Below are 14,032 nucleotides of genomic sequence, written 5' to 3' on the forward strand. Positions count from 1 at the left end.
TGACAAATGTTAAATGACAATACTTTTTGGGGATAACCCTACAGAGTGGCGGATTATCCCGTAAAGCGCTTTTTATTTGCCCATGTTGGCGGTAAAAAGCGCGAATTAGCCCGGATACGATAATAGGATACTGGCTTTATATCCAGTATTTTTTATTGGCAAAAGCTGAGCTGACGAGTAGAATTAAACACCTGCCATTCAACCCTTCTTCAGGTTCTGATTGATGAGTAAACCGTTCAAGCTGCATTCTGCTTTCCGTCCCTCCGGCGACCAGCCGGAAGCCATTCGTCGCCTGGAAGAGGGGCTGGAAGATGGCCTGGCGCATCAAACGCTGCTCGGGGTAACCGGCTCAGGTAAAACGTTTACTATCGCCAACGTTATTGCTGACCTGCAGCGCCCGACGATGGTGCTGGCGCCGAACAAAACCCTGGCGGCGCAGCTTTACGGCGAGATGAAAGAGTTCTTCCCGGAGAACGCGGTGGAGTATTTCGTCTCCTACTACGACTACTACCAGCCGGAAGCCTACGTACCAAGCTCGGACACCTTCATCGAGAAAGATGCGTCGGTGAACGAACACATTGAACAGATGCGTCTGTCGGCGACCAAAGCCCTGCTGGAGCGTCGCGACGTGGTGGTGGTGGCGTCGGTCTCCGCTATTTACGGCCTGGGCGACCCGGACCTCTATCTGAAGATGATGCTGCACCTGACGGTGGGCATGATCATTGACCAGCGCGCTATCTTGCGCCGCCTGGCCGAGCTGCAGTATACCCGCAACGATCAGGCCTTCCAGCGCGGTACCTTCCGCGTGCGCGGCGAAGTGATTGATATCTTCCCGGCGGAATCTGACGACGTCGCGCTGCGCGTTGAGCTGTTCGATGAGGAAGTTGAGCGCCTGTCGCTATTCGATCCGCTGACCGGTCATATCGAGTCGACGATCCCGCGCTTCACCGTCTACCCGAAGACCCACTACGTCACCCCGCGCGAGCGCATCGTCCAGGCGATGGAAGAGATTAAAGTGGAACTGGCGGAGCGGCGTAAGGTGCTGCTGGAGAACAACAAGCTGCTGGAAGAGCAGCGTCTAAGCCAGCGTACGCAGTTCGACCTCGAAATGATGAACGAGCTGGGCTACTGTTCGGGGATTGAAAACTACTCGCGCTACCTGTCGGGCCGCGGCCCGGGCGAGCCGCCGCCGACGCTGTTTGACTACCTGCCGGCCGATGGTCTGCTGGTGATCGATGAATCCCACGTTACGATCCCGCAAATCGGCGGCATGTACCGCGGGGACCGGGCGCGTAAAGAGACGCTGGTGGAGTATGGTTTCCGTCTGCCGTCGGCGCTCGATAACCGGCCAATGAAGTTTGAAGAGTTTGAGGCCCTGGCGCCGCAAACGATCTACGTTTCGGCGACGCCGGGGGCCTATGAACTGGATAAATCCGGCGACGAGGTGGTGGACCAGGTTGTTCGCCCGACGGGGCTGCTGGATCCGATCATCGAGGTGCGTCCGGTAGGCACCCAGGTCGACGACCTGCTCTCGGAAATTCGCCTCCGCACCGCGATCAACGAGCGCGTGCTGGTCACGACGCTGACCAAACGGATGGCGGAAGATTTAACCGAATATCTGGAAGAGCACGGCGAGCGGGTTCGCTACCTGCACTCGGACATCGACACCGTGGAGCGCATGGAGATTATCCGCGACCTGCGCCTCGGCGAGTTTGACGTGCTGGTGGGCATCAACCTGCTGCGTGAAGGTTTGGATATGCCGGAAGTCTCGCTGGTGGCGATCCTGGACGCCGATAAAGAAGGCTTCCTGCGCTCTGAACGCTCGCTGATTCAGACCATTGGCCGCGCGGCGCGCAACATCAACGGCAAAGCGATTCTCTACGGCGATAAAATCACCCCGTCGATGGCGAAAGCGATCGGTGAAACCGAGCGCCGCCGTGAGAAGCAGCAGGCGTATAACGAAGAGCACGGCATTGTTCCGCAGGGGCTCAACAAGAAAGTGGTCGATATTCTGGCGCTCGGTCAGAATATCGCGAAAACCAAAACCAAGGGGCGCGGCAAGTCCCGCTCTCCGGTTGAGGCGGATACGGTCGCCCTCACGCCGAAGGCGCTTCAGCAGAAGATTCACGAACTGGAAGGGCAGATGATGCAGCACGCGCAGAACCTGGAGTTCGAAGAGGCGGCGCAAATTCGCGACCAGCTTCACCAGCTGCGCGAGCTGTTTATCGCCGCGTCGTAGCGGAGTTATCGCCGGGCCTTACGGTCTTCGGGGTGATGGACAGGATGTGTTTTTCGTAGGTCGGAAAATGCGTTAGCCGCCACCCGACAGAAAAGCGGGCACATGCGTCAAAACGAGGTGGCCAGAACGCTTTGGTTATTTATCGCCCCTCTGTCGTGATTTTCCGTAATGCTTAATGTTGGCTTAATCTTGTTTGGCGAAACTATCCTCACTTTACTGAGGATAGCGCCATGCAAAAATTAACCTTCCGCGAATACCTGGCAGTCACCTGCGCGTTTGTTATCGTCGTTGCCTTTTTCCATCAGTGGGTGCTGACGTTCTGACGCGAAGCTTTAGGGAAGAGTACCCAGGCGCGAACGCCGGGGCCGGGCTGACGGTTATGTAAAAAGAACTGCGCGTCGTGCAGCTGGGCGATGCGGGTGACGATGCTTAACCCAAGACCAATACCGCCGTAGCGGCTGTCCATGCGAACGAACGCTTTGCTTAATTCACCGCTTTTCGCCTCATCGATTCCCGGGCCTTCGTCTTCGACCGCCAGAATTGGCGTTGGGCCGGGCGCTATCGACACTTTAATCGTCGACCCCGTCGGACTATAGCGATGGGCGTTTTCCACCAGATTGCGCAGGATCACCTGCACCAGCGTGGCGTCGCCCGAAACCACCGCTTCACCTTCTTTATCACTGAACACCAGCTTCTGCTGGCGCTGCTGCAGCATCGTCTCGAGCTCGTCCTGCAGCGGCTCGAAAACATCCTCTTTTAGCGCAACCTGCTGATAGCTACCGGCGGAGAATGACTGGCCGACGCGCGCCAGCTGAAGCAGTTGAGTAATGCTGTTGGTCATTTGATCGAGACGCTGTATCAGCGGATCCACGTTAACGCCGTGCACTTTCGCCAGCAGCTCCAGGTGCAGCCGCAGCCCGGCCAGCGGCGTGCGCAGCTCATGGGCGACGTCGGCGGTAAACAGGCGCTCGCGATCGAGGGTTAAATTCAGGCGGGATACCAGCTGATTGATCGCGGTGGTCACTGCGGTCACTTCAGGAACCGATTCTTTCAGCGCGATAGGCTGCAGATTATCCGGGGTACGGCTTTCCAGCTCGAGCTGCAGTCGAGAAAGCGGCCTGGTGATTTTTTTAACCGCCAGCAGGGAAATATACAGCGCCAGGCCAATAATCAGCAGGCTCGGGATCAGCAGGCTGGCTACCGCTTCGCGAACCTCATGCTCAATATGCTTCTGATTGTTATGCCCTTCGATGGCGCTGGCGACCAGCAGCTGTATCTGTTCCTGGCTTTCATGCCACAGCCAGAACACGCTGATCAACTGGCACACCGCCAGGATTGCGCCAATTGTCAGCAGCAGCCGATGACGCATGGTCCAGTTTTCACTGACAAAAAAAGCCATAGCGTTATTCCGTCTCCGCGTTATCAACCAGCATATAGCCAAAGCCCCGGACGGTGCGGATGCGTGATTTGCCGACCTTATCGCGCAGATTATGGATATGCACCTCCAGCGTATTGGTGGCCGGTTCGTTGTCCCAGCTGTAAATGTCGTTATAGAGAATTTCGCGATGCACCGGGCTGCCCGCCTTCATCATCAGACGAGAAAGCAGGGCGTACTCTTTGGGGGTTAAATCCAGAGACTGCTCGCCGAGCCAGACCAGCCGCCGGGTGACGTTCAGGCGTAAATTGCCGACGGTCAGTTCGTTATCGCCCTGATTATTGTGACGACGCAGCAGGGCGCGAATACGGGCGTTAAGCTCTTCCAGCGCAAACGGCTTAACCAGGTAGTCATCCGCGCCGGTATCCAGGCCGCTGATGCGGTCATCAACGGTATCACGGGCGGTGAGGATCAGCACCGGCTGGCTGAATTTTTCCCGCCGCATACGCGCCAGGAAGTGCAGGCCGTCCTCATCCGGCAGGCCGAGGTCGAGGACCACCAGGCTATAGTGATTGCTGGCCAGAGAGAGTGCGGCTTCGTGGGCGGTTGACACGCCGTCGCAGACGTAGCCCTCGCTTTGCATCGCCAGGATTAATCCCTGTAACAGGAGCGCATCGTCTTCAATGACTAAAATTTTCATCGGCCTGCCTCTCTACATGGCGTTAAAATATCGTCTGTTGCCTGGTACTCGCGGGTGTTGACCCCGAGCAGACCGAGCAGGGTGGAGAAGAGATTATCCTGCGAATACGCTTGCGTTTTCGCTTTCTGCTGCAAGCACTGGCTGGAGACGCCATAGCGCTGTTGATAATCCGCGGACAGCCACAGCAGCATCGGGACGTGTTTTTGCGTCTCCGGCGCGATGGACCACGGCAGCCCGTGCAAATATACCCCATCCTCGCCAAGCGACTCGCCGTGATCCGACAGATACACCAGGCTGGTGGTGAATTTATCCTGCTTTGACTGCAGTAATTTTATCGCTTTGTCGACCACATAATCGACATACAAAATCGTATTGTCGTAGGTATTGGTGAGCTGCTGCTGGGTACAGCTCTGAATTTCGTTGGTATCGCAGGTCGGCGTAAACTGTTTAAACTGCGCCGGATAGCGATTGTAGTAGGTCGGACCGTGGCTGCCGATGGTGTGCAGAACGATAATTCCGTCCTGCTGAAGATTGTCGATATAGCTATCCAGGTTATGGAATAGCACCTCATCGTAGCACTCGCCGTCGATGCACTGGCCGCTCAGCTTGAGATCGGTGACGTTCTGATGCGGCACCCGGTCACAGGCCCCTTTGCAGCCGCCGTCGTTATCATTCCACTGCACCTGAATTCCCGCCCGCTGCAGGATATCCAGCACGCCTTCCTGGTGGTGCGCCAGCTCTTCATCATAGTGGGCGCGTGGCATATTAGAGAACATGCACGGTACGGAAACCGCAGTCGCGGTGCCGCAAGAGGTCGTATCGGGGAAATAGATAACATTATCCTGTTTCAGGCGCGGGTTGGTCTCGCGGGCGTAGCCGTTCAGGGAAAAGTTGGCCGCCCTTGAGGTTTCGCCTAATACCACGATGGTCAGGTTTTTCCGCGGTCCGCTGCGCATCACCGGTTTCTGAACCGCGTCTTCGCCAATTTTGACCAGCGGAAGATTGTCCATTCTGTTATGCGCATACCATGAATTCACCGCCACAATGCTGTTTGACGGGCTCAGGGACTTCACCAGCTCTTTGTTATTGCGAAACAGCGAGGCGTAATCCTTATAAAAAAATGCCGCGACCAGAATAATCAGCAGCGCTGAAACCACGATGCTCGCCAGCCGTATCGCCACGCTGCGCCACAGGGTTGCCGGTTTGCGGATTTTAACCCACCAGGCCGCGACCACCGCCAGAACGCCGGTGAGACCCAGTATCAGGACCATTCTGCCGGAGAGAAGCGCAAAGCTTTCGGCGGGCGTGGTATCGAGGATATTGGTGATCATCGCCCGATCGATAATCACCCCGAAGGTCCAGATAAAATACTGGGCCGAGGCGCTAAGCAAAATAAACAGGCTGATGACGAGGCGGTCAAGCTTCAGGAACGACGCTATCGTGGTGATGATATTCATCACGCTGATGGCCACAATCGGCATACTGAGGAACACCAGCCAGTTGTGCAGACCGTTGACCGGCAGCAGGGTAAACGCCTGGCGATAGAAAGCGATATTCAGCACCAGACCGATATAGCTGGCGAAAAGAATCAAATAGACCGTACGGTTAAGCATTGGCCGGCGTAAAGAAAATAACGACATAGCGAACGTCCACATAAAGAGATGTTCGCTATGCTGCCCGTTTTTTTTTAAGACAACCTTAAGATTTTAAGCCAGCCTGATTGTGTCCCGACAATAAGCCTGCTTTGAGGATTAGCCTAAGGCCTGAATCGCTTTATCCAGCGCGCGGCGTAATAGCTGCCGATCGTGACGATAGGGCACATCGCTGGCGTCAAGGGGCGTCTGAATGACGACCCGATTTTCAATCCCTGCGATATCGGCCTTCGGGCCGACCACCAGCGCGTCAATCACCCGTTTACCGATCTGCTGTTCCATAATGGCGACTCTGTCCGCCAGCGTCAGGCTGGCTGCCGGGCTGCGCTCTTTGCCCAGATTATCGATAAACACCATCGGCGCGGGCGTGCGGCGTAGCGCCTGCGCCATCTCATCGAGCAGCAGAATCGGCATCAGGCTGGTATAGAAACTGCCGGGGCCAATCAGAATTAAGTCGGCTTCGGCGATGGCTTCTATCGCTTCGCGGGTGGTGGGGACCGGCGGCGATAGCATAAGCTCGCGCGGCACGCTGGCAAGCTGATCGATATTCACTTCGCCGTAGACTTCGTGCCCTTCGTGGTCAATGGCCATCAGATCGACCGGTTGTTCCGACATCGGGATCAGAAACGCGTCAACCTTAAGGAGATTTCTGATCAAATTGATCGCTTCAAGCGGCCGGACGCTCAGGTGATCCAGCGCCTTAAGCATTAGATTTCCGAGGTTATGCCCGGAAAGTTCGCCGTTGCCGCTAAAACGGTACTCAAACATCGCCGACGCCACGCTGGGTTCAGCGATAAGTTGATTAATACAGTTGCGCATATCGCCCCAGGCGATGCCGCCTTCCGCGCGACGAATGCGTCCCGTAGAGCCGCCGTTATCGGTGGTGGTGACGATGCCGGTAAGGCGTGAACCGAGCGAAGAGAGGGATGACATCACCCGGCCCAGCCCGTGCCCGCCGCCGAGAGCCACAACGCGATCAAGATCGGCGAAAGTACGATTGCGCATAAAAATCCCTTATAACAATTAATCGGGCTCACAGTAACCGATCTACCCCTAAAAGACGATGGGCGGGACCTGACAAACTGACCGACATCAATGCAAAAGCGTGGTTTTTAGCTATTCTGTAGCGAAAATGCGCGATCGTAGCGATATGTAATTGAATATATAACGAAATCGGAAATGGCGAAACCGTTATGAAAGCGCTACTATCGGCATAACCCGTTAACACTCTAGCCTCTGTGCCTGTGTCAAAAGATATGGTGCTTTGGCCGTGACAACTTCGGTTGTCACCAGGGCGTGGAAAGAAATGACCGCGTCTCCCGTATTTGGAAAGGTGTCTATGGCTTCACAGCTTACCGATGCATATGCGCGGAAGTTTTACTATCTGCGCTTATCAATTACCGACGTCTGCAACTTTCGTTGCACCTACTGCCTGCCCGATGGCTATAAGCCCGGCGCCGTCACTAATAAAGGCTTCCTCAGCGTCGATGAGGTCCGTCACGTCACCCGCGCGTTCTCCGCCCTGGGGACGGAAAAGGTGCGCCTGACCGGCGGTGAGCCTTCGCTGCGTCGCGATTTTACCGACATCATCGCCGCCGTGCGGGAAAATCCCTCCATTCGCCAGATTGCGGTCACCACCAACGGCTACCGGCTGGCGCGGGATGTTGAAAGCTGGCGCGATGCCGGGCTGACGGCAATTAACGTCAGCGTGGACAGCCTCGATGCGCGTCAGTTTCACGCCATCACCGGCCAGGACAAGTTTCGTCAGGTGATGGACGGCATCGATGCCGCCTTTGCCGCTGGCTTCGAAAAAGTGAAGGTCAATACCGTGCTGATGCGCGACGTTAACCATCACCAGCTCGACACCTTTCTGGCGTGGATCCAGCCGCGCCGCATTCAGCTGCGTTTTATTGAATTGATGGAAACCGGCGAAGGCAGCGATCTGTTTCGCCGCCATCACATTTCGGGCATGGTGCTGCGCGATGAGCTGCTGCGCCGCGGCTGGATCCATCAGATCCGCCAGCGTAGCGACGGCCCGGCGCAGGTGTTTTGCCATCCGGACTATGCCGGGGAAATCGGCCTGATCATGCCTTATGAAAAAGATTTCTGCGCTACCTGCAACCGCCTGCGCGTCTCTTCCGTGGGTAAATTGCACCTGTGCCTGTTCGGTGAAGGCGGCGTCGACCTGCGCGATCTGCTCGCCGATGAGCGGCAGCAGTCGGCGCTGGAGGCGAGAATTTCCGAGGCGTTAACGCACAAAAAGCAAACTCATTTCCTGCATCAGGGCAACACCGGTATTACGCAGAACCTGTCGTATATCGGCGGATAATTCATTTTAAGGAGCGATCAGATGAGCCAGGCCAGCGCTGAGTTTATCCCGACCCGTATTGCTATTCTTACCGTCTCCAGCCGACGCGGCGAAGAGGACGACACCTCCGGCCACTGGCTGCGCGATGCGGCAGAGGAGGCGGGCCACGTCATCGTCGATAAGGCGATTGTTAAAGAGAACCGCTACGCCATTCGCGCCCAGGTGTCGGCGTGGATTGCCGGCGATGAGGCGCAGGTGGTGCTGATTACCGGCGGCACCGGCTTTACCGACGGCGACCAGGCGCCGGAAGCGCTGCTGCCGCTGTTTGACCGTGAGGTCGAAGGCTTCGGCGAGGTGTTCCGCATGCTCTCCTTCGAAGAGATCGGCACCTCGACCCTGCAGTCCCGCGCCGTTGCCGGGGTCGCCAACCGTACGCTGATTTTTGCGATGCCTGGCTCAACCAAAGCCTGTCGTACCGCATGGGACAATATTATTGCGCCTCAGCTCGATGCGCGTACGCACCCGTGCAACTTTATCTCTCACCTTAAGAAGTAATTTATGTCACAGCTGACCCATATTAACGCCGCCGGCGAAGCGCACATGGTCGATGTCTCGGCGAAAGCGGAGACGGTTCGCGAAGCGCGCGCCGAGGCCTATGTTGAGATGCAGGCCACGACGCTGGCGATGATTATCGACGGCAGCCATCACAAAGGCGACGTCTTCGCCACCGCGCGCATCGCCGGGATCCAGGCGGCAAAACGCACCTGGGAGCTTATTCCGCTGTGCCATCCGCTGATGCTGAGCAAAGTCGAAGTCCATCTGCAGGCGCAGCCCGAGCATAACCGGGTGCGCATCGAATCCCTGTGCCGCCTGACCGGGAAAACCGGCGTTGAGATGGAAGCATTGACCGCCGCCTCCGTCGCCGCGCTGACGATTTACGATATGTGCAAAGCGGTACAGAAAGATATGGTGATTGGTCCGGTGCGCCTGCTGGCGAAAAGCGGCGGCAAGTCCGGCGATTTTAAAGTGGAAGATAGCCATGATTAAGGTCCTTTTTTTTGCTCAGGTGCGCGAACTGCTCGGCACCGATTCCCTGACGCTCGATTCGCACGGGCTTTCCACGGTTGAAGCCGTTCGCCAGCAGCTGATCGCCCGCGGCGACCGCTGGGCGCTGGCGCTGGAGGAGGGCAAGCTACTGGCGGCGGTAAACCAGACGCTGACGACGTTTGATCATCCGCTGGCGGCCGGCGATGAAGTGGCGTTTTTCCCGCCGGTCACCGGAGGATAAGATGACGCAGACGCGTATTATCGTTAGCCACGACCGCTTTAAGGTCGGCGACGAATATCCCTGGCTGGCCGAGCGCGATGAAGACGGCGCGGTGGTGACCTTTACCGGCAAGGTTCGCAACCACAACCTTGGCGACAGCGTCAAAGCGCTGACTCTTGAGCACTATCCGGGGATGACCGAAAAATCGCTGGCGGAAATCGTTGAGCTGGCGCGCGAGCGCTGGCCGCTGGGGCGGGTCACGGTGATTCACCGTATCGGCGAAATGTGGCCCGGAGAAGAGATTGTCTTTGTCGGCGTCACCAGCGTCCATCGCGGCAGCGCGTTTGCGGCGGGGGAGTTTATTATGGATTACCTGAAAACCCGCGCGCCGTTCTGGAAGCGCGAAGCGACGCCGGAAGGCGAGCGCTGGGTCGATGCGCGAGATAGCGACCGTAGGGCGGCAGAACGCTGGTAGTGTGGTACGCTTAGAATATAAATTTCGTTAATCAGGAGACAGTCATGGACAGATATCCTCGTTCCGGGGCGATCGTACAGGGTCGCAGCGGACTTCAAACTTATATGGCGCAGGTGTACGGCTGGATGACGGTCGGGCTACTGCTCACGGCGTTTATCGCGTGGTTTGCGGCCAATACTCCTGCGGTGATGATGTTCGTCTTTTCCAGCAAAATAACCTTTTTCGGCCTGATCATCGCCCAACTGGGGCTGGTATTCGTGCTCTCCGGCATGGTGCAGCGGCTGAGCGCAGGGATGGCGACCACCCTGTTTATGCTCTATTCGGCGCTCACCGGGCTCACGCTTTCCAGCATTTTCATCGTCTATACCTACTCGTCGATCGCCAGTACTTTCGTGGTGGCCGGCGGGATGTTTGGCGCGATGAGCCTTTACGGCTACACCACCAAACGCGATCTGAGCGGCTTCGGCAATATGCTGTTTATGGCGCTGATTGGTATCCTGCTGGCGTCGCTGGTTAACTTCTGGCTGAAGAGCGAAGCGCTGATGTGGGCAGTGACCTACATCGGGGTGATCGTATTTGTCGGCCTGACCGCCTATGACACCCAGAAGCTGAAAAACATCGGCGAGCAGATTGACGTTCGCGATGCGTCAACGCTGCGCAAATACTCGATTCTTGGGGCGCTGACGCTGTATCTGGACTTTATCAACCTGTTCCTGATGCTGCTGCGCATTTTCGGCAACCGTCGTTAACTCGTTCCCGGGTGGCGGCGCGATGCGCCTTATCCGCGCTACCGGCTCGCAGACGGCGGTGAACTTGTGGCCCGGTCAGCGAAGCGCCACCGGGAAAGTTCATCAACGGAGAAGTGGATAAAATAGCGGCAGATATCCACGATATCGACCCAATCGCAGCCCCGGTCAGCATCCGCGACCGGGGCTTTTTTTACTCTTCTCCCGCCAGCTTGCGCTGGTTTTTCTCCCGCAGATGCTTCGCCCGGCTCTCCAGAATTAAGTAGCCGATGGTCGCCAGCAGCAGCGGCAGGAAGTAGTACAGCGCGCGGTAGGCGAGCAGGGCGGCGATAATCGCGCCGCGCGAAATCTCTTCTCCGGAAAGCATGGCGATAAACACCGCCTCAAGCACGCCAATGCCTGCCGGAATATGCACGATAACCCCCGCAATGCTGCTCACCAGCAGTACCCCGAGCACGAGAAAATAGTCCACCTGAGGCCCCAACAGTAGCCAGATAATCGCCCCCATCGCCATCCAGTTCAGGCTGGAAACCGCCATCTGCAATATCGCGAAGCGCCAGGAAGGCAGAACCAGCCGCTGGCCTTTTATCGTCAGATGGCGCTTTTTAGCAAAGGCGCAGGCCCACAGGTAAAACGCGGAAATCAGCAGCAAAACGACGCCCAGAATTTGCAGCGACGGCTGGCTGATATACCAGCGCTCGGGAACCTTCACCATGCCGGAGCTAAAAATAATGCCGCCGAGCAGGATATACCCCAGCCAGTTGGTAGTAATGCTCAGGGAGAAGATACGGGTAATGGTCGCCCCGCTCAGCCCCAGACGCGAGTAGAGCCGATAGCGCATACCAATGCCGCCTACCCAGGTGCTGAGCGTCAGGTTAAAGGCGTAGCAGATAAACGACACCAGCATCACCTGGCGTTTAGCCAGCTTGTGGCCGCAGTAGGCGCGCCCCAGCAGATCGTAGCAGCCATAGATCAGGTAGCTGGCGATAACCAACCCGATGGCGCTGAGCAGCGCCGTACGGTTGTAATCGCGAATCACTTTCCACACGTCCTGCCAGTCAATTTTCTGGGCGTAGACCACCAGCAGAACGACGACGGCGATAAAAAAGAGCACCGTCAGGATTTTTTTCGCCATCCGCCAGCGAGGGTGAGATTTCGCCATCAGGATTTCACCTCCTGATTTTCCGGGTCTACGCGATCCTGAGTTTCAATTTCTGGCTGTACCGGGGGCTGAACCCGCGACAGCAGCGGCGTATGGGCCGGTAGCCATCCGACCCAGGCAGGGAAGTGGCGCAGGAAGTGGAACGCCAGCACGCTAATGCCGAGCCGCCACCAGGTGCGTTTCGACAAAATGCGCTTATCGACCTCGCGGCAGTCGTTAAGGATTAAGCCATTGAGATTATCGCGCAGCGTCTGGTTAAATTCGCGGTCGTGAATCACCAGGTTGGCTTCCAGGTTCAGCGACAGGCTGAGCGGGTCGAGGTTGCTGGAGCCGACGGTGGCCCAGTGGTCGTCCGCCAGCGCCACTTTGCCGTGCAGCGGACGGCGGCGGTATTCGAAAATCTGCACGCCGCCTTTCACCAGATAGTGATAAAGCAGGCGCGCGCCAAATTTGACAATCGGAATATCCGGTTCGCCCTGCACGATAAGCTTGACGCGCACGCCGCGGCGGGCCGCGTTGCGCATGGCATGCAGCAGGCGATAGCCGGGGAAAAAGTAGGCGTTGGCGATAATCACTTCCCGGCGGGCGGTGGTCAGCATTTTCAGATAGTGACGCTCAATATCGTCGCGATGATCCTGATTATCCCGCCAGATAAACAGCGCCTGGGCCTCGCCGGGGTTGCGGTTGATTTCAGGCTTATGCCGACGCCGCTGCCACCAGCGGCGGGTCGCCTCATTGGTAGGCAGGTTTTCCAGTTCAAATTGCAGGATATCGAGCACCACCGGCCCTTCAACCTGCACGGCATAATCCTGTTTGGCTTCCGGGCCGTAATCGGTCATATGCTCGGCGGAGTAGTTAATTCCGCCGACGAAGGCGGTAACGTCGTCAATCACCACGATTTTACGATGCATGCGGCGAAACAAATTGGTGCGCATACCGAGCAGTCGCGGGCGCGGGTCGTAGTAGCGAAAAATCACGCCAGCCGACGTCAGCTCCCCCACAAAGCTTTCGCTTAAATCCGGCGAGCCGTAGCCGTCCAGTAATACCTCGACGCGCACGCCGCGCTGGGCCGCTTTTAACAGAACGGCATGGAGCTGTTTGCCGACGTCATCTTCAAACCAGATAAAGGATTCGAGGATCACCCGCTGCTGCGCGCGACCAATGGCAGCAAACAGCGCCGGATAATAGTTATCGCCATTTTCCAATAGCCGAATGCGGTTTCCTTCCTGCCAGCTGCATTTCACAGATGTATCTCCACGCTAAGCGGTGCATGATCGGACAAATGACGCCACTGTTTTAACGCCAGCGTTTTAGGCTGGCTGGCATGGGCGTTTTTTACGTAGATGCGGTCGAGGCGCAGTAGGGGGAAGCTGACCGGGAAAGTCCGCGCCGGACGCCCTCTGGCGCGGGTAAAAATCTCCTCCAGCCCGGCCTGGGCTTTAAGCTGCCGGTTAGCCTGCTGCCGCCAGTCGTTAAAATCACCGGCCACCACCACCGGTTCGCCCGCGGGTAAACTGTTCACCCACTCCGCCAGCATTGTCAGCTGGGCCTGGCGTTGATGAGAACGCAGCCCCAGGTGCACGCAGAATAAATGGATAGCGATTCCGCTTTCCGGCGGCACGATGCGGCAGTAGAGCAGGCCGCGCTTTTCGCTGTTGCCCACCGAAACATCGAGATTTTGATAATGTTCAATGGGAAAACGAGAAAGCACCGCGTTGCCGTGATGTCCTTCCGGGTAAACGGCGTTGCGGCCGTAGGCGTAATCGCTCCACATGGTATCGGCGAGAAACTCATAGTGGGTGGTATCCGGCCAGTTTTCGATATGCAGCGGATGAATTTCGTGCGCCCCCATCACCTCCTGCAGGCAAACAATGTCGGCGCTGACGCTGCGCACCGCTTCGCGTAATTCGGGCAAAATAAAGCGGCGATTGAACGCAGTAAAGCCTTTATGGGTGTTAATTGTCAGCACGTTTAACGAAAATCGCGGCATTTGTTCGTCCTTATTTCTCTGGGCAATGTCACTTTCCTGTAGGAAATAGTGTAGTAGAGGTCACAAAAAGATGCGGTGATACGGAATTTTCCGTAAAGTGCGGTACTCTGAGTAGCAG

Annotated in this window: 14 protein-coding genes and 1 riboswitch; of the genes, 7 read left to right on the top strand and 7 right to left on the bottom strand. The window is 57.0% G+C overall.

The window, feature by feature from the left end; genetic code table 11:
• Positions 1-223: 223 nt before the first annotated feature.
• A complete protein-coding gene (gene uvrB / locus CMQ96_RS14860; protein ID WP_004135262.1) occupies positions 224-2,239 on the top strand; it encodes an excinuclease ABC subunit UvrB in 2,016 nt (671 codons plus the stop codon).
• Positions 2,240-2,540: 301 nt separating this feature from the next.
• Here the strand turns inward: uvrB and pmrB are convergent, their stop codons facing one another.
• The 4 genes from pmrB to yvcK all read right to left on the bottom strand — a co-directional run bounded on the left by pmrB (position 2,541) and on the right by yvcK (position 6,971).
• Complete coding sequence (gene pmrB, locus CMQ96_RS14870; protein ID WP_004135260.1) at positions 2,541-3,638, bottom strand: two-component system sensor histidine kinase PmrB; 1,098 nt, start codon at positions 3,636-3,638, stop codon at positions 2,541-2,543.
• 4 nt (positions 3,639-3,642) lie between these two features.
• Entirely contained in the window at positions 3,643-4,314 is a 672-nt protein-coding gene (pmrA, locus tag CMQ96_RS14875; protein ID WP_004135258.1) for a two-component system response regulator PmrA, read from the bottom strand.
• Positions 4,311-5,954 carry a phosphoethanolamine transferase EptA gene (gene eptA, locus CMQ96_RS14880; protein ID WP_098066983.1) on the bottom strand — a complete coding sequence of 548 codons (1,644 nt, stop codon included), beginning with the start codon at positions 5,952-5,954 and terminating at the stop codon, positions 4,311-4,313. The genes pmrA and eptA overlap by 4 nt, the downstream gene beginning before the upstream one ends.
• 111 nt (positions 5,955-6,065) lie before the next feature.
• Positions 6,066-6,971 carry a uridine diphosphate-N-acetylglucosamine-binding protein YvcK gene (gene yvcK / locus CMQ96_RS14885; RefSeq protein ID WP_098066984.1) on the bottom strand — a complete coding sequence of 302 codons (906 nt, stop codon included), beginning with the start codon at positions 6,969-6,971 and terminating at the stop codon, positions 6,066-6,068.
• 208 nt (positions 6,972-7,179) lie between these two features.
• A riboswitch (molybdenum cofactor riboswitch) is annotated at positions 7,180-7,318 on the top strand.
• On the opposite strand from yvcK, the gene moaA reads away from it, so the two are divergent.
• The 6 genes from moaA to CMQ96_RS14920 all read left to right on the top strand — a co-directional run bounded on the left by moaA (position 7,306) and on the right by CMQ96_RS14920 (position 10,765).
• Positions 7,306-8,295 carry a GTP 3',8-cyclase MoaA gene (moaA, locus tag CMQ96_RS14895; RefSeq protein WP_004135253.1) on the top strand — a complete coding sequence of 330 codons (990 nt, stop codon included), beginning with the start codon at positions 7,306-7,308 and terminating at the stop codon, positions 8,293-8,295. It overlaps the preceding riboswitch by 13 nt.
• 21 nt (positions 8,296-8,316) lie before the next feature.
• A complete protein-coding gene (gene moaB, locus CMQ96_RS14900; RefSeq protein WP_024360140.1) occupies positions 8,317-8,829 on the top strand; it encodes a molybdenum cofactor biosynthesis protein B in 513 nt (170 codons plus the stop codon).
• Between the two features lie 3 nt (positions 8,830-8,832).
• The gene (gene moaC / locus CMQ96_RS14905; RefSeq protein ID WP_024360139.1) at positions 8,833-9,321 is read left to right on the top strand and encodes a cyclic pyranopterin monophosphate synthase MoaC; all 489 of its coding nucleotides are present in this window, start codon (positions 8,833-8,835) and stop codon (positions 9,319-9,321) included.
• The gene (moaD, locus tag CMQ96_RS14910; RefSeq protein ID WP_004135247.1) at positions 9,314-9,562 is read left to right on the top strand and encodes a molybdopterin synthase sulfur carrier subunit; all 249 of its coding nucleotides are present in this window, start codon (positions 9,314-9,316) and stop codon (positions 9,560-9,562) included. The genes moaC and moaD overlap by 8 nt, the downstream gene beginning before the upstream one ends.
• Position 9,563: 1 nt before the next feature.
• A complete protein-coding gene (moaE, locus tag CMQ96_RS14915; protein ID WP_004135245.1) occupies positions 9,564-10,016 on the top strand; it encodes a molybdopterin synthase catalytic subunit MoaE in 453 nt (150 codons plus the stop codon).
• Between the two features lie 44 nt (positions 10,017-10,060).
• A complete protein-coding gene (locus CMQ96_RS14920) occupies positions 10,061-10,765 on the top strand; it encodes a Bax inhibitor-1/YccA family protein (RefSeq protein WP_004135244.1) in 705 nt (234 codons plus the stop codon).
• Between the two features lie 190 nt (positions 10,766-10,955).
• On the opposite strand, the gene CMQ96_RS14925 is transcribed toward CMQ96_RS14920, so the two are convergent.
• From CMQ96_RS14925 to CMQ96_RS14935, 3 genes are read right to left on the bottom strand one after another with little or no spacing between them, the layout of a single operon-like run.
• Positions 10,956-11,924 (bottom strand): YbhN family protein, encoded by a 969-nt coding sequence (locus CMQ96_RS14925; protein ID WP_004135242.1) that lies wholly within the window; start codon positions 11,922-11,924, stop codon positions 10,956-10,958.
• Positions 11,924-13,168, bottom strand: a complete 1,245-nt coding sequence (gene clsB / locus CMQ96_RS14930) for a cardiolipin synthase ClsB (RefSeq protein WP_004135240.1) — start codon at positions 13,166-13,168, stop codon at positions 11,924-11,926. The genes CMQ96_RS14925 and clsB overlap by 1 nt, the downstream gene beginning before the upstream one ends.
• Positions 13,165-13,914 carry an endonuclease/exonuclease/phosphatase family protein gene (locus CMQ96_RS14935; RefSeq protein WP_098066985.1) on the bottom strand — a complete coding sequence of 250 codons (750 nt, stop codon included), beginning with the start codon at positions 13,912-13,914 and terminating at the stop codon, positions 13,165-13,167. The genes clsB and CMQ96_RS14935 overlap by 4 nt, the downstream gene beginning before the upstream one ends.
• Positions 13,915-14,032 lie beyond the last annotated feature (118 nt).

This window comes from Klebsiella sp. MBT K-1 (assembly GCF_002556465.1).
Taxonomy (GTDB): domain Bacteria; phylum Pseudomonadota; class Gammaproteobacteria; order Enterobacterales; family Enterobacteriaceae; genus Klebsiella; species Klebsiella grimontii.

Bases quoted from the DNA above. Each gene is read 5' to 3' on its own strand.
- uvrB (WP_004135262.1), top strand. From the start codon at position 224: ATGAGTAAACCGTTCAAGCTGCATTCTGCTTTCCGTCCCTCCGGCGAC.
- pmrB (WP_004135260.1), bottom strand. From the start codon at position 3,638: ATGGCTTTTTTTGTCAGTGAAAACTGGACCATGCGTCATCGGCTGCTG.
- pmrA (WP_004135258.1), bottom strand. From the start codon at position 4,314: ATGAAAATTTTAGTCATTGAAGACGATGCGCTCCTGTTACAGGGATTA.
- eptA (WP_098066983.1), bottom strand. From the start codon at position 5,954: ATGTCGTTATTTTCTTTACGCCGGCCAATGCTTAACCGTACGGTCTAT.
- yvcK (WP_098066984.1), bottom strand. From the start codon at position 6,971: ATGCGCAATCGTACTTTCGCCGATCTTGATCGCGTTGTGGCTCTCGGC.
- moaA (WP_004135253.1), top strand. From the start codon at position 7,306: ATGGCTTCACAGCTTACCGATGCATATGCGCGGAAGTTTTACTATCTG.
- moaB (WP_024360140.1), top strand. From the start codon at position 8,317: ATGAGCCAGGCCAGCGCTGAGTTTATCCCGACCCGTATTGCTATTCTT.
- moaC (WP_024360139.1), top strand. From the start codon at position 8,833: ATGTCACAGCTGACCCATATTAACGCCGCCGGCGAAGCGCACATGGTC.
- moaD (WP_004135247.1), top strand. From the start codon at position 9,314: ATGATTAAGGTCCTTTTTTTTGCTCAGGTGCGCGAACTGCTCGGCACC.
- moaE (WP_004135245.1), top strand. From the start codon at position 9,564: ATGACGCAGACGCGTATTATCGTTAGCCACGACCGCTTTAAGGTCGGC.
- CMQ96_RS14920 (WP_004135244.1), top strand. From the start codon at position 10,061: ATGGACAGATATCCTCGTTCCGGGGCGATCGTACAGGGTCGCAGCGGA.
- CMQ96_RS14925 (WP_004135242.1), bottom strand. From the start codon at position 11,924: ATGGCGAAATCTCACCCTCGCTGGCGGATGGCGAAAAAAATCCTGACG.
- CMQ96_RS14935 (WP_098066985.1), bottom strand. From the start codon at position 13,914: ATGCCGCGATTTTCGTTAAACGTGCTGACAATTAACACCCATAAAGGC.